Below are 20,843 nucleotides of genomic sequence, written 5' to 3'. Positions count from 1 at the left end.
GGCGGCGGTGGGGAGGGGTGAACTGTGGCTGGTCTGAAGTGGAGTTGGGGTGGAGGGATCAAAACCTCCGAGGAATCCGGCGCAGACCCCTTGCCCGGGCGCGGGCGCCGCGCTTAGCTTCGGGCAAGCGCTTTCTAGTAGTGGCACCTGCAGTACCGCAGCACCCGAAAACCGCAAGTCACCACGTTGCTCCGGGAGTCTGGCGATGCAGAAGACGCAGGCACGACAGCCGAACCCCAGCGACTCCGCAGGCGGAGCCGTCGCCGCGGTCGGGGCGCCGGCGCCGAATCTTGCCAGGGTGCAGATCGGGGAGCGGCTGCGCAGATTCGGCGGGGCCGTGTGGCGGCCGCTGCTGCTGCTCGCGCTGCTCGGTGTCGTGTGGTGGTTCGTCACCGCGCAGGAGATGGTGGAGCGGTATCTCGTGCCCACCCCCGGCTCCGTGCTCGAGGTGCTCTGGAATGAGCGCTCCATGTTCATGGAGCACTCGTATGTCACCTTCTACGAGACCGTGATCGGCTTCCTCATCGCCGCGGCCGTCGGCGTGCTCTCCGCCGTGCTCATCGTCTACTCCGCGACCGCCGAGCGCACGCTCTACCCGATCATCCTCTTCGCCCAGGTCATCCCGAAGATCGCGATCGCGCCCATTTTGGTGGTGTGGTTCGGCACCGGGCTTTCGCCGAAGATCATCCTGGCGGTGCTGATCGCCTTCTTCCCCGTGGTGATCTCCGGCGTGGCCGGTCTGCGCGCCACCGACCCCGAACTGCTCGATCTGTCAGCGACGATGGGCGCCTCCAGGATCAAGGTCTTCGTCAAGGTCCGCTTCCCGGGTGCGCTGCCGCAGCTGATGTCCGGGCTGAAGGTGGCGGTGACGCTGGCCGTGGTCGGTGCCGTGGTCGGCGAGTTCGTCGGGGCCAGCGAGGGGCTCGGGTACGTGCTGCTGCAGGCCAGCGGGAACCTCGACTCGGCGCTGCTGTTCGCCGACCTGATCCTGATGTCCGCGATCGGCATCGTGCTCTTCGTCGCCATCGAGGCCCTTGAGGCCCTGCTGATCCCCTGGCACGCCAGCCGCCGCCAGACCGACGGCGGTACGGCGGCGCTCGCCACCACCTCGTAGCAACCCCAGGTCCCCACCTCGTACCGACTCACCGGAAGGCGCCCCCCCAATGAGACCCGCTATCAAGCGCACCGCGACCGCCTCCGCCCTCCTGGCCGCTCTGCTGACCGCGGCCGCCTGCGCCCCCGACACCTCGGACTCCGGCAGCGGGGGCGACGGCGGGGACAAGGCGGGCGGCGGCAAGGGCAAGAAGGTCACGCTCACCCTCAACTGGGTCCCGTACGGCGAACACGCCGCCTTCTACTACGGCGTCGAGAAGGGGATCTACGAGAAGGCCGGCATCAATCTCACCATCAAGCCGGGCCACGGCTCCGCCGGCACCGTCAAGCAGGTCGCGCAGGGGCACTCGGACTTCGGCTGGGCGGACACGCCGGCGCTGCTGGCCGGGGTGAACGAGGGCATGAAGGTGAAGAGCCTCGGGGTCTATCTGCAGAAGGGCCCGTCCTCCGTCCAGTTCACCTCCGATCAGAAGATCAAGACGCCGAAGGACCTGGAGGGCAAGACGGTCGGCGGGACGCCCGGTGACGCGCTGTACGCGACCTTCCCCGGCTGGCTGAAGGCGAACAAGGTCGACCCGGACAAGGTGAAGGTCGTCAACACCGACCCGGCCGCGAAGATCGCCAACCTCGGCGCCGGCAAGGTCGACGCCATCATGGGCTTCTTCCACGACCAGGGCCCCACCGTCGAGGACAAGACCGGCAAGCAGGTCGACTACCTCCTCTGGGCGGACTACGGCATGAACGTCCTCGGCAACGGCATCGTCGCCAGTGACAAGCTGCTCCAGGACGACCCGAAGCTGGCCAAGGCCTTCGCGAAGGCGACCGCCGAGTCGTGGGAGCAGGCGGCGGCGAACCAGGGCGAGGCCGTGAAGATCATGTCGCAGGCGGCCACCGGCGCCCCGCCGGAGAAGGTGCTGGCCAACCAGCTGAAGCTGACCCTGCCCCTGCTGCAGGACAAGCACGGCGCCAACACCGAGGCCAAGTGGCAGGAGACCATCGACCTGCTCAAGGACGGCGGCATGCTGAAGAAGGCGCAGGAGCCGTCCGCGTACTGGGACGCCTCCTACGCGGGCCAGGGGTGAGCCGGAGCGTGGAGGCAGCGGTGGATCTCGACAAGGACCGGGAGACGGCCGGCACGGCCGGGGCCGGCGGCGTTGAAATAGAGGACGTCACCTGCACGTTCACGACCAAGCACAGCCGTACGACCGCGGTCGACGGCGTCTCGATGCGGATCGAGCCGGGGGAGTTCGTCTCCATCCTCGGCCCGTCCGGCTGCGGCAAGTCCACGCTGCTGAAGATGATCGCGGGCCTGGTCCGCCCGACCACGGGCACCGTCCGCCTGCTCGGTGCGGAGGTGCGCGGTCCGCAGCGCCGGATCGGCTTCGCCTTCCAGCGGGCGGCGCTGCTGGAGTGGCGGGGCGCGCGCAAGAACATCCTGCTGCAGGCCGAGATGCGCGGCATGGACAAGGCCGCCGCGGCCCGTAAAGCCGACGAACTCATCGAGATGACCGGCCTGAAGGGCTTCGAGGACGCGCTGCCGCACGAGCTCTCCGGCGGCATGCAGCAGCGCGTGGCGCTCTGCCGCGCGCTGCTGCACGAGCCGCCGGTGCTGCTCCTCGACGAGCCCTTCGGCGCCCTGGACGCGCTGACCCGGGAGAATCTCAACACCGAGCTGCACCGCATCTGGCGCGAGACCGGCACCACGGTGGTGCTGGTCACGCACTCGATCGCGGAGGCCATCTATCTGGGCACCCGGGTGGAGGTGATGAGCCCGCGGCCGGGGCGCGTCGTCGAGACCCTGCCGGTGGATCTGCCGCGTGAGCGGGAGTACGCCAAGGTGATGCGGACGTCCGTCTTCGAGGAGCTGGCGGCGCGGATACGGGGGATGCTGGGGGCGTCGCACTGAGCGTGCGCAACAGCCCCCAGCGGCCCGCTACTCGTACACCACCATGAACTCCCGCACTGCCAGCCACTCCGCCTGCGCGGCGGTGGCGCGGGCGCGGACGTAGCGGGCCCGCACGCCCGGCGGCACCTCCACCACGACGTCGGGCGTGCCCGAGAACGACGCCAGCGGTTTCCACGCCCGGCCGTCCTCCGAGCACTCCACCACGCCCGTGCGGATGTGGAATTGCGGCCGGTCCGGCGTGCCCATCGCGATCCGGACCGTGCGCAGCTCGCCTGGCGCGTGCAGGTCCACGCCCGCATGCGCGGCCACGGCCACCGCGTCGGCGCTGCGGAAGTACGTCCCCGCATCGCCGTCCGTCATCCGCCAGGCCGCCATGTCCTGGTACGTGCGCAGGTTCGTCAGCGCCTTCGGGCGGCGCGGCAGGCCGAGCGCGCGGTCGCGCTCGTGCCGGGCGTCGTCGAGGAAGGCGTCCAGGACGCCTTCGCCGACGAGCACCGGGTACGGCTTGTCCTCCAGCCCGACGTAGGCGAACGACCTCGCCATGCCCTCCAGTTCGGCGAGCCGCTCATGCTGCCCTGCCGCCTCCTCCGCGTCCCCGGCCCGCGCGCTCACCACCATCCGCAGCGCGGCCAGCGCCGCCGCGCCCCACGCCTCGGCCGCGTCCAGCCACGGGGCGGCATCGGCCGCGAAGCCGCGGTCCGGCAGTCGCTCCCGCAGCAGCGCGGGTGCCTCGTGCAGTGTCCGCAGCCGGGCTTCGAGCGGGTCGGGTACGGACGTGGCCCAGAAGTCGGCCACCAGGGCGGCCAGTTCCGGCGCCTGCCCCGGCGTGAGGATCGACCCGTACGACAGATCGGCGAAGGCGCGCAGGGCGTCCTCGGCCGCCGCGTCGTCGCCGGCCGTCTCGCGCAGGGCCGTGCGCCAGGACGCGGCCGGGTCGTAGGCGCTGTCGTTCCAGGCGTAGTCCGCGCCCGTGATCACCGCGGGCTTCGAGGCCGCCGGGTGCACCATCGGGTTCGCCGTGAAGCCGGCCAGCGTCCCCGGCAGTCCGGTCTCGCGGCCGGCGAACGGGCCCAGGAACAGCCGGTTGAACGCGAAGTCGTTGACCGGGTGGTTGTCCCACAGCAGGATCTCGTGGCCGAACACCTCACGCGCCCGCTCCGACTCCGCGACCGTGATCTTCCCGGGGATGACCTCGACGCCGGTCCAGCCGACCAGCACGTCCGCGTCGAGCGTCTCGGCGATCACCTTCTTGTACGGGGTGGGGTCGACGTCGGCGTACTCCGTCGGCACCATCTGCAGCGGCTCGGCACCCGCGCGCGGCCTGATGAACTCGCGGTTCACCCGGTTCAGCAGCCGCACCTGCGCCGCGCCCGCCGCGGCGCCGCCGGTCCCGAACCGCTCCTCGTCCTCCGGGCAGTTCCACTCCGTATAGCTGATGTCGTCCAAGGGCACGGAGAACGACCGCACCCCGATCTCCCACAGCGACGCGAACTTCCGGATGAGGGCGGTGGCGTCGGCGTCCGAGCCGTAGCAGACGGACAGCCCGGGGGAGAGGGCGTAGGTGAAGGTGACGTGGTTGGCGGCGGCCCGCTCCACCAGCTCGCGCAGCCGGGCGAGGTCGGCGGCGGGGTACGGCTCGCGCCACTTTTCCCGCAGGTACGGGTCGTCCTTTGGGGAATAGATGTAGCTGTTCAGCTTGTGCGCGCCGTAGAAGTCCAGCTGGTCCAGGCGGGCCTCGTGCGACCACGGGACGCCGTAGAAGCCCTCGACGACGCCGCGCAGCGGGGTGGCGGGCCAGTCGCGGATCACCGTGGCGGGGAGGTCGCGGCCGTCGGCGAGCAGCTGGCGCAGCGTGTGGGCGGCGTAGAAGGTGCCGCGGTCGCCCGAACCGGCCAGCACGATGCGGTCGTTCGCGGCGACGAGCACGTAGCCGTCGGCCGGGAGGTCCTCGGGTCCTTCGATGCCGAGCTCGGACAGGGCCGTACGGGCCGCGGGGCCGCCGCAATAGACGGTCACACCGGACGGACCTTCCCCCGCCCCCGCGTCTCGGAGCACCCGCTCCACGAGGGCATTCGCACGCGGGTCCGGGCCCGCGGCGATATCGAGGGCTTTGTCCAGGGATACGCCACCGAGGTCGCTGCGTATGACGAGTGAGCGGGGGACTGGCGTGAGCGCTGCGGCCGAAGTCATCGCTGCAGATTCCCCCATGGCTGACCTGCGGCGCAAGTGCTCTGCACAGGCCGGGACGTGGGTGTTGACGTCCTCGCGCGGCCAATGAGATCGTTCCCACCTGGGATCGATCCCAGAACCACCCCGGATCGGCCCCAGGAAGGGGAGAGTCCATGCGCGTGGGCGACGACATCCACCTGTTCCAGGACACCTGCCACGTCTACGTGCTGCGCAGCGGCCGCACCGCCGTCCTCATCGACTTCGGCAGCGGCGCCGTACTGGACCATCTCGCCGACTACGGCGTGGACGAGGTCACCGACGTCCTGGTCACCCACCACCACCGCGACCAGGTGCAGGGCCTGGCCCGCGCCGCCGCGGCCGGCATCCGCATCTGGGTGCCGCCGGTCGAACGCGATCTGATCGCCGACGTCGACGAGCACTGGCGCACCCGCCCCCTCGACAACGACTACGACGTCCGCCAGGACCGCTTCTCCCTGCTGGAGCAGGTCCCGGTCACCGGCACCGTCGCGGAGTACCGCACGGTCCGCTACGGCGGGTTCGACATCCACACCCTTCCGCTGCCCGGCCACACCCCCGGCTCCGTCGGCTATCTGGTCGACACGGGCGGCCGCCGCCTCGCCTTCACCGGCGACCTCATCCACGGCGAGGGCCGGCTCTGGTCCCTGGCCGCCACCCAGTGGGCGTACACCGGATTCCACGCCAACGCGGGCATGGAGGGCGTCGCCGCCACCGTCCTGTCCTGCCTGCAGCTCCTCGACCGCGAACCGGACATCCTGCTCCCCTCCCACGGCGACCCGGTCACCGACCCGCCCGCCGCCGTAGCCCGCCTGCGCACCCGCCTCCAGGAACTCCTGGACATGCGCCGCGAAAAGCCCTGGGACCCGGAGCCGATGCTGCGCAGCCCCTGGAAGCCGGTCACCCCGCACCTGCTGCGCAACGTCACCAGCATGGCCAACTCCTACGCCCTGCTCTCCGACCACGGCACCGCGCTGCTCCTCGACTTCGGCTACGACCTGACCACCGGCCTCCCCGGCGGCCACGACCGCTCCTCCCGCCGCCCGCTGCTCGCCTCGATCGAGGCGCTCAAGCGCGACTACGGCATCGACCGCGTCGAGGTCGCCCTGCCCACCCACTACCACGACGATCACGTGGCCGGCTTCAACCTCCTCCGGGAGGTGCACGGCGCCGAGGTCTGGTCGCCGGCCCGCATCGCCCCGGTCCTCCACTCACCGCAGCGCTGGGACCTGCCCTGCCTCTGGTACGACCCGATCCCGGTCGACCGCGAGCTGCCGGACAACACCCCGGTCACGTGGCGCGAGTACGAGATCGGCGTGCACGACCTGCCCGGCCACACCCCCTACGCGGCCGCGTACTCCTTCACCGCCGACGGCCGCCGGATCATCGCCACCGGCGACCAGCAGAACACCGCCTGGGAGCCGGGCCTGAAGCCGGAACTGCTCAACTACCAGTACCGCAACCGCTTCCGCATCGACGACTTCACGCGCAGCGCGGAGCTGTACCGGAAGCTCGACCCGCAGCTCATGATCAGCGGTCACTGGCAGCCCTTCGAGGTCACCCACGCCTACCTCGACATGCTCCTCGACGAGGGGCAGCGGCTGGCCCGCTTGCACCGCGAGATCCTGCCGCGCGACGTGGACTTCGGGGCGGAGGGCTTCGGGGCGCGGATCAGCCCGTACCGGAGCGTGGTCGCGCCCGGCGGGCGGCTGCGGCTGAGCGCGGAGGTGGTGAACCCGTTCCCGGGGCCGGAGACGGCGACGGTGCGGCTGGTGCTGCCGCGCGGCTGGCAGGCCGCGACGGACTGCGCCGAGGTGCGGCTGGCCGGGCACGGGACGGGAACGGCCGGGTTCGAGATACGGGTGCCGGAGGATGCCGCGCCTGTCGAGCGGGCCCGGGTGGCCGTCGATCTGACGGTGGGACGGATGCGGTTCGGACAACAGGCGGAGGCGCTGGTGAGCGTGCGATGAGCGAGATCAAGGCGATACGTACCGACGACGGCGGCATCGAGGTGACCGCGGCCGGCTACCGCCTCACCGTCGCCCCCGACGGCGTCGGCGCGCGGCTGGCCACCGGCCCCGGATACCCCCTCGACCTGCAGCTGCCCGGCGCCCTTGACCGTACGGACGCACGCGACGAAACGCTCTCCGTCGACCCGCCCCGGCTGGCCGAAGGGCCCGTCCCGCGCATCACGATCACCCGCCGCAGCACGGCCTGGTCCGCCGCCGAGACCCGTATCGACTGCACCCCCGAAGGCCCCGAATTCACCTGGTCCGTCACCGGCTCCGGCCGCCTGGACGAGGCGAGCCTCCTCGCCCTCCGCTCCGCCCTCCCCGGCCGCGGCACCGGGCTGCGCCCCAGCGGCCATGACTGGCGCACCCTCTTCACCCCGAACCCCGGCCCGCCCCGCCGCCTCCTGCGCGGCGCCGGCGGGAGCGCGGTGATCGGCGCCTCCGGCGACGCCCGTCCCGGGCGCGGCCACTGGTTCTTCACGCCCGCCCCGCTGTGCTTCGCGCTGACCACCGAGGCGTACCCCGACGAGGCCGATCCGGGCACCGCCACCGACGCCGACTGGCTCACGCTCGGACTCGGCGCCCCGGTCCGCGACCTCACTTTCACCGAGGCCGCCTATGTCCCCTCGGACCAGGGCTTCCACCTCCGCCTGTCGTACGAGGGCCACACCCCGGTCGACGGTACGTACCGCACCCCGGCGCTGCTCCTCGCGCCCGGCCACCCCGACCCGTATACGGGCCTGCGTGCCCACCGCGCCTGGCTGGAGGCCAACGGCTGGGCCCCGCCCGCGGACCGCGCCGACGCCGCCCCCGCCTGGTGGACCGAGCCGATGTTCTGCGGCTGGGGCGCCCAGATGGCCCGCGCCCGCGACACCGGGCGCCCCGCGCCCGCGCTCTCCACCCAGCAGGAGTACGACGCCCACCTCGGCCACCTGGAGCGGCACGGGCTCGTCCCCGGCACCGTCGTCATCGACGACAAGTGGCAGGAGTCGTACGGCACCTGGCACCCCGACCGCGCCAAGTGGCCCGATCTGCCCGGCTGGATCGGTGACCGGCACGAACGCGGACAGAAGGTGCTGCTCTGGTGGCGGGCCTGGTCCACCGAGGGCGTGCCCGACGAATGGTGCGTCCGGACGCCCGACGGCCACCCGGTCGCGATCGACCCGACGCACCCCAAGGCCCGCGACCTGCTCGCCGATTCCGTCGCCGGCATGCTGGCGCCCGGCGGTCTCGACGCCGACGGGCTCAAGATCGACTTCACCGCCGACACCCCTTCAGGGCACAACCTCGCAGCGCACGGCCCCGGCTGGGGGATTGCGCTGCTGTACGATCTGCTCGCGGTGATCCATGCGGCAGCCAAGGCGGCAAAGCCGGACGCGCTCGTCATCACCCACACGCCGCATCCGGCCTTCGCGGGGGTGACCGACATGATCCGGCTCAACGACATGCTGCGCCTCGACGACCCGGATCCGTATGCCCCGGTCATCCCGCAGATGCGCTACCGCGCCGCCGTCACGGCCGCGAGCTGTCCGCAGCTGCCCGTGGACACCGACGACTGGTGCACCCCGGACCGCGAGCAGTGGCGCGCGTACGCCGCGATGAAGACCGGACTCGGCGTGCCCGCGCTCTACCACAGCACGCATCTGGACCGCACCGGCGAGCCGCTGGACGATGACGACTACGCGGCGCTGCGGCTGCAGTGGGCGCACTGGCGCGCGGGCGGGGAGAAGACCGGATGACCGGGCACGGAAGCAACGGCCACGGGAACAGCAAGCGCGGCAGGGTCACCCTCCGCGACGTCGCCGAGGCCGCCGGCACCTCCCGGTCCACCGCCTCCCGCGCGCTCGCGGGCAACGGCTACGTCGCCGACTCCATCAAGGCCCGTATCCAGGAGGCCGCCGACCGGCTCGGCTACGTGCCCGACGTCTCCGCCCGCACCCTCAAGGGCCAGTCGAGCGGCCTGGTCGGGCTGCTGGTCTCGGATCTGCGCAACCAGTTCTACGCCCAACTGGCCGCCGGCGTGGAGCAGACCCTGGCCGCCGCCGGGCAGCAGCTCGTGCTGGTCGACGACCACGGCAGCGAGGACCAAGCGGCCGCCGGGGCGCGGGCGTTCCTGTCCATGCGCGCCGCCGGCGTGCTGCTCGCGCCGGTCGGCAAGGCGGCGACGCAGGCGCTCGTCGACCGCGGGATGCCCGTGGTCGAGGTGGACCGCCGCTCGGGCGTGCGCGGCTGCGACTCCGTCACCATCGACAGCGAGTTGGGCGCGCGCGAGGCCGTCGGGCATCTGCTCGCGCGCGGGCACCGGCGGATAGCGATGATCACGGACGAGACGGCGTGGGACACCGGTCAGGCCCGGCTCAAGGGCTACCGGGCGGCGCATCGCGAGGCCGGGGTGCCGGTGTCGCGGCGGCTGGTGCTCACGCTCGGGCTGCGGCCGGCGGATCCGATCGGGGACGTGAGCGCGTTCCTCGACCAAAACCCCGATGTCACCGCCGTCTTCGCGGCGAACAACGTCGTCGGTGAGGCCGTCTGGCAGGAGCTGAAGCGGCGCGGGCAGCGGGTGCCGGCGGACTGCTCACTGGTGTGCTTCGACGACATGACCTGGATGCGGATGGTCGAGCCCGGCGTCACCGCCGTCCGGCAGCCGGTCTACGACATGGGCGTACGGGCCGCCGAGATGCTGCTGAAGCGCGCCACCGGCATCGGTGGCCGTCCCGCGGCCGAGGTGTTGCAGCCCGAACTGGTCGAGCGCGGCTCGACGTTGGCCGTCCCGCAGCGCTGACCTGCGTCTTCTGTCTTTCTGAAACCTTGTGTTCACGATCCATTGACCCCTGTTCCTCGTGTGGGTACGTTCTCACATGGGAACGATCCCATCTCGCCACTTCCCTGTGTCAGCCACACCTCAAGGGAGAGCACATGGCTGCACCACCCCCAAAGCGCATACGTCGGCGGCTGGCCCTCGCCGCCGCCTTCGGGCTCCTGCCGCTGACGGCCGCCTGCGGCGGCGTCAGCCTCGCCGGCGACGACTCCTCGAAGTCCTTCACCACCATGGGTTACGGCCTCGGCGACGCCCTCTCGGGCGCCCGCATGGACCAGGCCCGCAAGGCCCTGGACATCAAGATCCGGGTCAACGAGGGCTCCTTCGACGAGCAGCAGTTCCTGTCGTCCGTGGCCGCCGACGACCCGCCGGACGTCGTCAACATGGACCGCGCCAAGATCGGCGGCTACGCGGCCCGCGGCGCCCTGCTCCCGCTCGACGCGTGCGCGAAGAAGGAGCACATCAACGTCGACGCGTACCGCGACCCGGCCATCGACGAGGCCACCCTCAACGGGAAGCTCTATGGCCTGCCGAACTCGTACGACAGCCGCGTCATGCTGATCAACGGCGACCTGCTGAAGGACGAGGGCCTCACCCCCGAGGACTTCGACACCTCCGACTGGGACCGCCTGGAGCGGACCACCAAGAAGCTGGTGAAGTCCGACGGCGGCAAGCTCAGCCGGATCGGCTTCAACCCCAAGATCCCCGAGTTCTTCCCGATGTGGGTGAAGGCCAACGGCGGCGCGCTGATCACCGACGACGGCCGCACCGCCACGCTGAACAGCCCCAAGGTCGTCGAGGCCCTCGAATACACCAGCAACCTGCTGAAGATCCAGGGCGGCTGGGGCAAGGTCAAGGCGCTGAACGACTCCTTCGACATGTTCGGCACCAAGAACCCGATGGCCCGCAAGCAGATCGGCGCCCTCCCCTTCGAGAACTGGTGGGTGAACGTCCTCGCCCAGAACTCGCCCAAGACCGACCTGGTCGCGGTCCCCTTCAAGGACCGCAAGGGCCGGACGATCAACTGGACCACCGGCTACTCCTTCGCCATCCCCAAGGGCTCCAAGCACCCCGACGAGGCCTGCACCTTCATCAAGGCGATGAGCTCCGCCAAGACCTGGCAGATCGGCGCCAAGGCCAAGCGGGCCGAGGCGAAGAAGAACAAGGGCCCGTACGTCGGCGACTTCACCGGCAACGCCGCCGCCGACCGCGACATCGAGACCAAGATCTGGAAGCCCAGCGGCAACGAGGCGTACGACAAGGCCACCCGCACCCTCTACGACGTGCAGGACAAGGGCTTCGCCGTGCCCGCCAACGCCGCGGGCAGCGAGTTCACCAGCGCCTGGCAGAAGGCCGTGAACCGCGTCCTGTCCGGCGAGCAGACCCCGAAGGAGGCCCTCGACCAGGCGCAGAAGCAGGCGCAGAGCGTCCTCGACATCGCGAATCAGGGAAAGAGGTGAGCCTCCCGTGACCGCACCCACTCTCGGCGACCCGCGACCGGGCGCCCGCCGCGGCGGTCTGCGCGCGGCCTTCAAGCGCCGTGACACCCGCGCCGCCTACCTGTTCATCCTGCCCTGGATGATCGGCTTCCTGATCTTCACCGCGGGCCCGATGATCGCCAGCTTCGTGCTGTCCTTCACCAACTACGACGGCATCGGCTCCACCCAGGGCGTCGGCCTCGCCAACTACAAGCAGCTCTTCGACGACCCGTCCGTGGCGAAGTCGATGATGAACACGCTGCTCTTCACGGTCCTCCGCGTCCCGCTGCAGATGGCGATCGCGCTGGCCCTGGCCATGCTGCTGCTGCGCGTCGGCCGCGCCGCCGGCTTCTTCCGTACGGTCTTCTACCTCCCGGTGATGACCCCGCACGTGGCCGTCGGCGTGCTCTTCCTGATGCTCTTCAACGGCAACGTCGGCGTCATCAACAAGGCGCTCGGCTACATCGGCATCACCGGACCGAGCTGGACCACCGACGGGCCCTGGATCAAGCCGGGCCTGGTCCTCATCTCGCTCTGGTCCCTCGGCACCACCGTCGTCATCTACTTCGCCGCACTCCGCAACGTCCCCCAGGACCTGTACGAGGCGGCCGAGCTGGACGGCGCGGGCCCCTGGGGCCGCTTCCGGCACGTGACGCTGCCGCAGATCTCAGGCGCGCTGTTCTTCACCCTCGTCGTCAACACCATCGGCTCACTGCAGACCTTCACCGAGGCCTACACCGCCTTCTACGGCACCGGCCAGGCCCAGTCGTACACGAGCGACGACGCGCTCTTCTACGTCGTCTACCTCTTCCAGCAGGCCTTCCAGTTCATGCACATGGGATACGCCTCCGCGCTGGCCTGGCTGCTGTTCGTGGTGATCGTCGTGATCACGGTGATCCAGTTCCGGCTCAGCAAGCGGTTCGTCTACTACGAGGGGGATGCGCGATGACGGTGCTCGACGAACGCCGTACGAACGACGCCGAAGCGCCGGGTGCCGCACCCCCCGCCGCCAAGCGGCGGCGCACGGTCGGCGAGCGGCGCGGGCCCGCGGGCCCGCTCGGCCGGGCGATACGGATGATCCTGCTGATCGGCTGCTCGATCGCCTTCCTCTACCCGTTCCTGTGGCTGGTCAGCGCCTCCTTCAAGCCGGCCCAGCAGGTCTTCGACAACGCCCTGATCCCGGAGACCTTCAAGCCGGGCAACTACTCGGAGATCTGGGACGCGTTCCCGATGCTGACCTGGCTGTGGAACTCCACGGTCATCACCCTGGCCGCCGCGGTCGCGGTGACGATCTCCAGCGGCCTGGTCGCCTTCGGCTTCGCGTACTTCCGCTTCCCGGGCCGCAACGTGCTCTTCGCCCTGGTCATCGGCACGATGATGCTGCCGGGCACGGTCCTGATGGTGCCGCAATACCTGATCTGGGACTGGATGCATCTCTCCAGCAGCCAGCTGCCGCTGTGGGCGCCGAACCTCTTCGGCAGCGCCTTCTACATCTTCCTGCTGCGGCAGTTCTTCCTCGGGCTGCCACGGGAGCTGTTCGAGGCGGCGCGGGTGGACGGCGCCAGCTACTGGACCCTGTACTGGCGCATCGCCGTGCCGCTCTGCAAGCCGGCGCTGCTGGTGACGTTCATCTTCGAGATCCAGGCGGCGTGGACCGACCTGGTGCGGCCGCTGATCTATCTGCGCGACCCGGAGCTGTACACGGTGCCGCGCGGACTGAAGGCCGTGCTCGACCAGTTCGGCGAGGGCGGCGAATGGCGCTGGGAGATCGTCGCGACGGCCTCCGTCATCGTCACGCTCCCGATGATCCTCATCTTCTTCCTCTGCCAGCGGCACTTCACCGAGGGCATCGCTACACAAGGACGGAAGGGCTGATGACCCAGCACTCCCAGGCGGCGCGCGCCGTACTCGCCCTCGACATCGGGGGTACGAAACTGGCCGCCGGAGTCGTGGCCGCGGACGGCAGCGTGCTGTCGTCCGCGACCTGCCCCACGCACGTACAGGAGGGTCCGGAGCGGTCGCTGAAGCGGCTGTTCGACCTCGGCTGGGAGGCCGTGGAGGCGGCCGGTACGGATGTCCGCGCGCTCGCGGGCACCGGCATCGGCTGCGGCGGGCCCCTCGACCCGTATACGGGCATGCTGCGGTGCCCGCCGCACCTGCCGGGCTGGGTGGACATCCCGATCACACGGCTCGCTTACGAGGCGTACGACATCCCGGCGGTCGTGGACAACGACGGCACGGCCGGCGCGGCGGGGGAGTGGCGCTTCGGCGCCGGGCGGGGCAGCGAGCACCTCGTCTACCTCACCATCTCCACCGGCGTCGGCGGCGGCGCGGTGCTCGACGGCCGCACCTTCCGGGGCGCGGCCGGCAACGGCGGCGAGCCCGGGCACGTCACCGTCCGCTCCGGCGGCCGGCACTGCAAGGGCTGCGGGCGCGCGGGCTGCCTGGAGGCGTACGCGTCCGGGACCTCGATCGCCGAACGGGCGCGGGAAGGCATGCCCGCCGACTCCTCGCTCGCGGCCATCGAGGAGCTCACCGCCGCCGACGTCACCGCCGCCGCCCGCGCCGGCGACCCGTACGCGACCGCGCTGTGGGAAGAGACGCTCGACCTCCTCGGCAGCGGTCTGACCAGCATCGTCAATCTCTACGAACCGGAGCTGCTGGTCCTCGGCGGCGGGGTCACCCGCGTCGGCGACCAGCTCTTCGAGCCGCTGCGGCGGCGGGTCGCCGCGCAGGCCATGGGCCCGGCGGCCGCCGCCGTCCGCATCGTCCCCGCCACCGGCGGCGACCACGCCGGCGTGCTCGGCGCGGCGGCGATCGGCTTCGAGCGGCTGACCTGACCCGAACGACGCGTACACCCCACGTACTTACTTACGGAGCACGATGCCCGCGGACCCCGCACACCAGCTGGCCGACCACCTCGGCGTGGCCGAGCGCACCCGGGAGCTGATCCCCGAACTGCACAAGGTCGCCCAGCGGTTGATCGATGTCTACGCCGCCGACGGCCGCCTCTACACGTTCGGCAACGGCGGCAGCGCCGCCGACGCCCAGCACCTCGCGGGCGAGCTCATCGGCCGCTACCTGCGCGAGCGCCGCCCGCTGCCGGCCGTATCGCTGGCCACCGACCCCACCGTCGTCAGCTGCATCGGCAACGACTACGCCTTCGACGACGTCTTCGCCCGCCAGGTCACCGCCCTCGCCAGGCCCGGCGACATGGTGATCGCCTTCTCCACCTCGGGCCGCTCCGGCAACGTGGTCCGCGGCCTCGAAGCCGCCCGCGCCGCCGGCGCCACCACCGTCCTGTTCGCCGGCGGCGACCACGGCGGCCGCCCGGCCGCCGACCACGCCGACCACGTCCTCACCGTCCCCGCCACCGCCACCGCCCGCATCCAGGAAATGCACCTGACGCTGCTCCACCTGCTCAGCGAGCAGGTGGACGACTGGGCCGCGCAGACCGACGACCACCGCCAGGAGGCCTGACCGATGACCGCCGCCGCCCCCGCCCCCAAGCCCAACTCCCGCAGCCGCACCGTGCACCTGGTCGGGAACGCGCACATCGACCCGGTCTGGCTGTGGCGCTGGCCCGAAGGCCTGCAGGAGATCCGCGCCACCTTCCAGTCCGCCGTCGACCGCATGGAGGAGTACCCCGACTTCGTGTTCACCTGCGACTCCGTCATGTACCTGGAATGGATCGAAAAGCACGACCCCGACCTCTTCGAGACCATCCGCAAGCGCGTCGGCGAGGGCCGCTGGCAGGTCGTCGGCGGCTGGTGGATCGAGCCGGACTGCAATGTCCCGGCCGGCGAGTCCTTCGTCCGGCAGGCGCTGTACGGGCAGCGCTACCTGCTCGAGAAGTTCGGCCAGGCCGCCACCCTCGGCTGCAACCTCGACCCGTTCGGGCACAACGCGCAGATCCCGCAGATCCTGCGGAAGTCGGGGATGGACGGCTACGTCTTCCTGCGGCCGGGGCGACACGAGATGGCGCTGCCCGGCCTGTTCTTCCACTGGGAGGCACCGGACGGCTCGCGAGTCCTCGCCTACCGCCTCCCGAACGAATACGGCAGCCCGGGCCAGGACATCGGCGGCCACCTAGACAAGTCCCTCGCCATGATGCCCGCGGACGAGGACGAGCTGATGGTCTGGTACGGCGTCGGCAACCACGGCGGCGGCCCGACCAAGGCCAACCTCGACTCCGTCAAGCGCCTCGACGCGCTCGGCGGCCTGCCGAAGCTGCAGCTCTCCCACGCGGAGGCGTTCTTCGACCGGGTCCGCGACCGCGACGACATCCCCGTATACGCGGGCGAGCTGCAGCACCACGGCCCCGGCTGCTACTCCGCGCACTCCGGCGTCAAGCGCTGGAACCGCCGCGCCGAGAACGAGCTCCAGCGGGCGGAAAAGTGGGCCTCCGTCGCCCAGGCGCTGACCGGAGAGCCGTACCCCCTGGCCCAGTTCACCGAGGCGTGGAAGCTGGTGCTGTTCAACCAGTTCCACGACATCCTCGCCGGGACGTCGATCCGCAGCGCGTACGACGACGCGCGGGACGACTACGGGCGGGCCCGGTCCATCGCGGCCGAGGTCTTCAACCGCTCGGTGCAGGCCATCGCCCGCCGCATCGACATCCCGCACCGGGAGGAGACGGTGCCGCTGGTCGTCTTCAACCCGCACCCGTGGGAGCTGACGACGGACGTGGAGGCGGAGTACGGGCAGGCGGCGAACGTCCACCTGGTGGACGAGGCCGACAACCCGGTGCCGCTGCAGCTCACCCGCTCCGAGTCGGCCATGAACGGCAGCCGCGGCCGGATCGCCTTCCGGGCCACGGTGCCGCCGATGGGGCACCGGGTGTACCACCTGCTGCCGGGCGCGGTGCCTGCGGGAGAGGGGGGTCCGGTCACCGCCACCGAGACGACGCTGGAGAACGAATACCTCAAGCTCGTCGTGGACCCTGCCACCGGCTGGCTGTCCTCGCTGTACGACAAGGACCACGGCACCGAGCTCATCCCCGAGCACCCGGAGCCGCACGCCGCCGTCATCGACGACGCCTCCGACACATGGGGCCACCGCGTCCGTTCCTACGACCACGACGCGGGCGCCTTCCGCTGCTCGCGGGTGCGGCTGGTGGAATCGGGCCCGGTGCGGGCGGTGCTGCGCATCGAGAGCACCTACGAGCGCTCCACCCTCGCCGAGGAGCTGACGCTGTCCGCCGGTTCGCGGCAGGTCGACGTGCGCACCGTCGTCCACTGGCACGAGCAGCTGAAGCTCCTCAAGCTCCGCTTCCCGACCGCCCTTTCGGACGTGACGGCCACCCACGAGGTCCCGTACGGCCACCTGGAGCGCACCCCGGACGGCACCGAGGAGCCGACGCAGGCGTGGGTGGATGTGAGCGGCACGCTGCCGGGTGGCGGGCGAGCGGGCCTGGCGGTGGCCAACGACTCCAAGCACGGTCACGACGTCCTCGACGGCCGCATCGGCATGACCGCGCTGCGCAGCCCGGTCTACGCCTGGCACGAGCCGAAGCTGCTCGACCCTGACGGGGTGTACGAGTACCTCGACCAGGGGCGGCAGGAGTTCAGCTACACCCTGATCCCGCACGCCGGCGACTGGCGCGCCGCCGACCCGGTGCGCCGGGCGGCGGAGCTCAACCAGCCCGCGTTCGGGCTGCTGGAGACCTTCCACGCGGGCCCGTTCGGGCAGCGGGTCGCGCATGCGGACGACGGGGCGGGGAGTGTGCTGGTCACCGTCGTCAAGGGCGACGAGGACGGGAGCGGCGACTTCGTGGTGCGTGCTTACGAGTCGCACGGCGTCGCGGCCTCGGCGCGGATCGAGCTGCCGATGCTCGGCGGGCGGGTGATCGAGGCGGAGTTCGGGCCGAACGAGATCAAGACCTTCCGGGTGCCGGGCGACCTGGAGGCGCCGGTCACGGAGACGGATCTGCTGGAGCGGGCGCAGTGAGTGTGGTGACGTTGCGGGATGCCGCGGTCGGCGGGGAGGTGGTGCTGCCGTACGTCGTGGGGCTGATGACGGCGGATGGGCGCTGCCTGCCCGTGCCTGCGGAAGGTGCTTCGACCGGGGCGGATGGGGTGCTTGAAGTCCACGGCTCGGCCGAGGGCTTCAGCGCCCGGCTGCGGCTGGGGCCCGGCGGTGGGCTGCGCGAGGCGGAGCTCACCGTGCGGCGGACGGCGGCGGAGCCCGTGGAGGTGGGGCTGCGGGTGGAGGCGCGGCTCGGGGAGAGTCCCGAGCCGGGGTGGCTGATCCCCGGTGTCTTCTACGGCGAGAACCGGCGGCCGGACTGCGAACGGCCGTATCCCCGCTACGAGCGCGGCGCGCACGACCCCGACGGCATGACCGCCGAGGCGTGGTCCTTCCGCGCCGACCGCTGCGCGACTCCCGCCGTCTTCGCCCGCGACTCTCACGGCGGCGCCGCGCTGGCACTGGCGGCCGAGACCGGCGAACTCGGCGAGCAGGGCGTCGGCTTCGCCCTCCTCGACGGCGACCGCCCGGCGCTGCGGCTGCACGCGCCGTACCGGGAGGAGCCGGTCTCGTATTACGGGAGCGGGACCCCGAAGCCGGCGGAGGCGCCGCTGTGGCGGTGGGAGCCGGGCGAGGAGCACACCCTGCGCTTCACGGTGCACCTGACGGAAGCGGACCCGCATGCGTATGCGCCGGTGCTGCGCGCGCTGCATGCCCGAATGCCTGTTGAGCAGGAGCCCGCCGCCTGGGTGGGCCTCGACGAGGCGGCCGAGTTGTCGGCGTACGGGCTGCACCGCTGGCACTACCGGCCGGACCCGGCCGTGCTGCTGGAGACCGCCGCCTTCGACCGGGAGGCGCTCGGCGAGCGCGGCGACCGGCAAGCGATGCACGTGTCGTGGGTGAGCGGCAGCCCGTATGCACATGCGCTGCTCCTGCATGCGCGGCGTACGGGAGCTGCCGAGCAGGCCGCGGCCGGGGTGGCGGTGCTCGACAACATCGCCGGGAATCTGACGCCGGGCGGCACCTTCTGGGGGCAGTGGTCGGCGTCGAGCGGCTGGAACGCGGGCTGGACGCCCGACCGGAGCCGGCTGCACGCGCGCACGCTGGGGGACGCGACGCTGTTCCTGCTGCGGGCGCTGGTCGCCGAGCGTTCGCTCGGTCACTCGCACCCCCAGTGGGAGCGGGCCGTGCGCTCGAACCTCGCGGTGGCGGTGGCCGGCCAGGATGCGGCGACGGGGCGGTTGGCCGCCGCGCACCACACCGAGACCGGCAAGCCCATGTCGTACGAGGGCGCGGCCGGACTCGCGTGGATCGGCGCGCTGGTGGAGGCGGCGGACGCCTTCGGCGAGCCGGAGCTGCTGGCGGCGGCGCGGCGGGCGGGGGAGGCGTACTCGGGTGACGTGCTGCAGGAATTCATCTGCGGGGCGCCGGAGGATGTGTCGCTGGCGCCGACGTCGGAGGACGGCTACAACGCGGTGATCGCGTACACGCTGCTCCACGAGGCCGACCCGGGCGACCCGCGCTGGCTCGACCTGGCGCGCCGCGCGGCGGACTGGACCCTCACCTTCCGCTACACCTACGACGTCGCCTTCGCCGAGCACACCTTCCTCGCCCGCTACGGCTTCCGCACCCGCGGCGGCGACCAGGCCTCCCCGTCCAATCAGCACCTGCACGCCTTCGGCCTGATCTGCCTGCCGGAGCTGACCCGGCTGGCCCGGCACACGGGCGACGCCTACTACCTGACGTCGGCGCGCGAAAACCTCGACTGCTTCCGGCAGTTCGTGGCCCGCGCCGACGGCGACTTCAACGCCTACCGCGGCATGGTCAGCGAGCGCTTCTACCAGACCGAGTGCTTCCAGGCGAAGGGCATGCTGCTCACGCTCTCGCACGCCTGGTCGGCGGGGGTGCTGCTCTATGGCTGCGAGGCGGTGCGCGAAATGCCCGAGTACAAGGAGTTCCGGTGACCGACACACTTCGCTTCCCCGACGGCTTCCGGTGGGGGACGTCCACCTCGGCGTACCAGGTGGAGGGTTCCGTACGCGCGGATGGGAAGGGCGAGTCGATCTGGGACCGCTTCGCGGCGGTGCCGGGGGCGATCGAGAACGGCGACACGGGTGACGTGGCGTGCGACCAGTACCGGCGGTGGGCGGAGGACGCCGACCTGATGGCGGGGCTGGGGCTGAACGCGCACCGCTTCTCGTTGTCTTGGCCGCGCATCCTGCCGGACGGCGGGGCCGGGCGGGTCGAGAAGCGCGGCCTCGACCACTACGACCGGGTGATCGACGGCCTGCTGGAGCGCGGCATCGAGCCGCTCGTGACCCTGTACCACTGGGACCTGCCGCAGCCGCTCCAGGAGCGGGGCGGCTGGCGCGCGCGGGAGACGGCGGAGCGCTTCGCGGAGTACGCGGCGGTGTGCTTCGAGGCGTACGGCGACCGGGTGCGGGACTGGGTGACGATCAACGAGCCGTGGGTCATCGGCCTGCTGGGTCATCAGCTGGGACTGCACGCGCCGGGCGAGAAGGACCTGCGGGGCAGCGCGGAGGCGATGCACCACTTGCTGCTGGCGCACGGCCTTGCGGTGCGTGAGCTGCGTTCGGGCGGGGCGCGTGCCGATGCGCGGGCGGGCATCGCGTACAGCCTGTGGCCGCACACTCCCGCCACGGACAGCGCGGCGGACCACGAGGCGGCGCACGGCTCGGACGGCTATACGAACCGCTGGTTCCTGGACCCGGTGCACGGGCGCGGCTATCCGGCCGACATGCGCGCGCACTGGGAGCGGGCGATCGGTCCGCTGGACTTCGTACGTGACGGGGACGAGGACACGATCGCGGCGGGCAGCGACTTCATCGGCGTGAATTACTACACCCGCAGGATCGTGCGGGCAGGGGCGGGGGACGGTCCCTGGCCGTGGAAGGTCGAGGGCGGACGTGCGGACGTCCCGCGTACCGACCTGAACTGGGAGATCCTGCCGGACGAGCTGGAGTCGCTGCTGGTGCGGCTGCACGAGGAGTATTCGGGCGTGCCGCTGATGGTCACCGAGAACGGCGGCGTCTTCAACGACCAGCCCGGACCGGACGGCGCGGTGCACGACGACCGGCGGGTGGACTTCCTGCACCGGCATCTGGCGGCGGTGCATGCGGCGATCGGGGCTGGGGCGCCGGTGGAGGGGTATTACCACTGGTCGCTGATCGACAACTTCGAGTGGGCGATGGGGTATCGGCCGCGCTTCGGGCTGGTGCATGTGGACCGGGAGACGCAGCGGCGGACGGTGAAGGACAGCGGGCTTTGGTATGGGAGGGCGGCTGGGCGTGGGGGGATTCCGGCGGTGCCGGGGTCGGTTGGGC

Annotated in this window: 15 protein-coding genes; 14 read left to right on the top strand and 1 reads right to left on the bottom strand. The window is 71.4% G+C overall.

The features are described 5' to 3' along the window. The first annotated feature begins 205 nt into the window (after window positions 1-205). From G5C51_RS26320 to G5C51_RS26310, 3 genes are read left to right on the top strand one after another with little or no spacing between them, the layout of a single operon-like run. The gene (locus G5C51_RS26320) at window positions 206-1,114 is read left to right on the top strand and encodes an ABC transporter permease (RefSeq protein WP_165240700.1); all 909 of its coding nucleotides are present in this window, start codon (window positions 206-208) and stop codon (window positions 1,112-1,114) included. 49 nt (window positions 1,115-1,163) lie between these two features. After that, the gene (locus G5C51_RS26315) at window positions 1,164-2,195 is read left to right on the top strand and encodes an ABC transporter substrate-binding protein (protein ID WP_206314342.1); all 1,032 of its coding nucleotides are present in this window, start codon (window positions 1,164-1,166) and stop codon (window positions 2,193-2,195) included. Between the two features lie 20 nt (window positions 2,196-2,215). Beyond that, window positions 2,216-3,019, top strand: coding sequence for an ABC transporter ATP-binding protein (locus G5C51_RS26310; protein ID WP_165240699.1), 804 nt, complete (start codon window positions 2,216-2,218; stop codon window positions 3,017-3,019). Between the two features lie 27 nt (window positions 3,020-3,046). Here G5C51_RS26310 and G5C51_RS26305 read toward each other — a convergent pair whose 3' ends face one another. Further along, a complete protein-coding gene (locus tag G5C51_RS26305) occupies window positions 3,047-5,209 on the bottom strand; it encodes a glycoside hydrolase family 84 protein (protein WP_240929932.1) in 2,163 nt (720 codons plus the stop codon). A 152-nt stretch (window positions 5,210-5,361) separates the two neighbouring features. On the opposite strand from G5C51_RS26305, the gene G5C51_RS26300 reads away from it, so the two are divergent. From G5C51_RS26300 to G5C51_RS26250, 11 genes are all read left to right on the top strand, one after another. Next, a complete protein-coding gene (locus tag G5C51_RS26300; RefSeq protein ID WP_165240697.1) occupies window positions 5,362-7,194 on the top strand; it encodes an MBL fold metallo-hydrolase in 1,833 nt (610 codons plus the stop codon). Further along, window positions 7,191-8,975 carry an alpha-amylase family protein gene (locus G5C51_RS26295; RefSeq protein ID WP_165240696.1) on the top strand — a complete coding sequence of 595 codons (1,785 nt, stop codon included), beginning with the start codon at window positions 7,191-7,193 and terminating at the stop codon, window positions 8,973-8,975. The genes G5C51_RS26300 and G5C51_RS26295 overlap by 4 nt, the downstream gene beginning before the upstream one ends. Then, entirely contained in the window at window positions 8,972-10,018 is a 1,047-nt protein-coding gene (locus G5C51_RS26290) for a LacI family DNA-binding transcriptional regulator (RefSeq protein ID WP_165240695.1), read from the top strand. The genes G5C51_RS26295 and G5C51_RS26290 overlap by 4 nt, the downstream gene beginning before the upstream one ends. Before the next feature lie 134 nt (window positions 10,019-10,152). Continuing rightward, window positions 10,153-11,514, top strand: a complete 1,362-nt coding sequence (locus tag G5C51_RS26285; RefSeq protein WP_165240694.1) for an extracellular solute-binding protein — start codon at window positions 10,153-10,155, stop codon at window positions 11,512-11,514. A gap of 7 nt (window positions 11,515-11,521) precedes the next feature. Beyond that, window positions 11,522-12,481, top strand: coding sequence for an ABC transporter permease subunit (locus G5C51_RS26280; RefSeq protein WP_206314341.1), 960 nt, complete (start codon window positions 11,522-11,524; stop codon window positions 12,479-12,481). After that, window positions 12,478-13,407 carry a carbohydrate ABC transporter permease gene (locus G5C51_RS26275; protein ID WP_165240693.1) on the top strand — a complete coding sequence of 310 codons (930 nt, stop codon included), beginning with the start codon at window positions 12,478-12,480 and terminating at the stop codon, window positions 13,405-13,407. The genes G5C51_RS26280 and G5C51_RS26275 overlap by 4 nt, the downstream gene beginning before the upstream one ends. Next, complete coding sequence (locus G5C51_RS26270) at window positions 13,407-14,372, top strand: ROK family protein (RefSeq protein WP_165240692.1); 966 nt, start codon at window positions 13,407-13,409, stop codon at window positions 14,370-14,372. The genes G5C51_RS26275 and G5C51_RS26270 overlap by 1 nt, the downstream gene beginning before the upstream one ends. A gap of 43 nt (window positions 14,373-14,415) precedes the next feature. Next, window positions 14,416-15,012: a D-sedoheptulose-7-phosphate isomerase gene (locus tag G5C51_RS26265; protein WP_165240691.1), complete on the top strand. Its 597-nt coding sequence runs from the start codon at window positions 14,416-14,418 to the stop codon at window positions 15,010-15,012. A gap of 3 nt (window positions 15,013-15,015) precedes the next feature. Next, the gene (locus G5C51_RS26260) at window positions 15,016-17,481 is read left to right on the top strand and encodes an alpha-mannosidase (RefSeq protein ID WP_165240690.1); all 2,466 of its coding nucleotides are present in this window, start codon (window positions 15,016-15,018) and stop codon (window positions 17,479-17,481) included. Further along, window positions 17,478-19,463, top strand: coding sequence for a YyaL domain-containing protein (locus G5C51_RS26255; protein WP_206314340.1), 1,986 nt, complete (start codon window positions 17,478-17,480; stop codon window positions 19,461-19,463). The genes G5C51_RS26260 and G5C51_RS26255 overlap by 4 nt, the downstream gene beginning before the upstream one ends. Then, on the top strand, window positions 19,460-20,843 hold a 1,384-nt coding region (locus G5C51_RS26250), incomplete at its 3' end, for a GH1 family beta-glucosidase (protein WP_165240689.1). The genes G5C51_RS26255 and G5C51_RS26250, both read left to right, overlap by 4 nt.

The organism is Streptomyces coryli, assembly GCF_011044975.1.
Taxonomy (GTDB): Bacteria; Actinomycetota; Actinomycetes; order Streptomycetales; family Streptomycetaceae; genus Streptomyces; species Streptomyces coryli.
Note: the sequence above shows the minus strand (reverse complement) of the source record. Positions and strands in the feature narration are given on the sequence as shown.

Bases quoted from the DNA above. Each gene is read 5' to 3' on its own strand.
- G5C51_RS26320 (WP_165240700.1), top strand. From the start codon at position 206: ATGCAGAAGACGCAGGCACGACAGCCGAACCCCAGCGACTCCGCAGGC.
- G5C51_RS26315 (WP_206314342.1), top strand. From the start codon at position 1,164: ATGAGACCCGCTATCAAGCGCACCGCGACCGCCTCCGCCCTCCTGGCC.
- G5C51_RS26305 (WP_240929932.1), bottom strand. From the start codon at position 5,209: ATGACTTCGGCCGCAGCGCTCACGCCAGTCCCCCGCTCACTCGTCATA.
- G5C51_RS26300 (WP_165240697.1), top strand. From the start codon at position 5,362: ATGCGCGTGGGCGACGACATCCACCTGTTCCAGGACACCTGCCACGTC.
- G5C51_RS26295 (WP_165240696.1), top strand. From the start codon at position 7,191: ATGAGCGAGATCAAGGCGATACGTACCGACGACGGCGGCATCGAGGTG.
- G5C51_RS26290 (WP_165240695.1), top strand. From the start codon at position 8,972: ATGACCGGGCACGGAAGCAACGGCCACGGGAACAGCAAGCGCGGCAGG.
- G5C51_RS26285 (WP_165240694.1), top strand. From the start codon at position 10,153: ATGGCTGCACCACCCCCAAAGCGCATACGTCGGCGGCTGGCCCTCGCC.
- G5C51_RS26275 (WP_165240693.1), top strand. From the start codon at position 12,478: ATGACGGTGCTCGACGAACGCCGTACGAACGACGCCGAAGCGCCGGGT.
- G5C51_RS26270 (WP_165240692.1), top strand. From the start codon at position 13,407: ATGACCCAGCACTCCCAGGCGGCGCGCGCCGTACTCGCCCTCGACATC.
- G5C51_RS26265 (WP_165240691.1), top strand. From the start codon at position 14,416: ATGCCCGCGGACCCCGCACACCAGCTGGCCGACCACCTCGGCGTGGCC.
- G5C51_RS26260 (WP_165240690.1), top strand. From the start codon at position 15,016: ATGACCGCCGCCGCCCCCGCCCCCAAGCCCAACTCCCGCAGCCGCACC.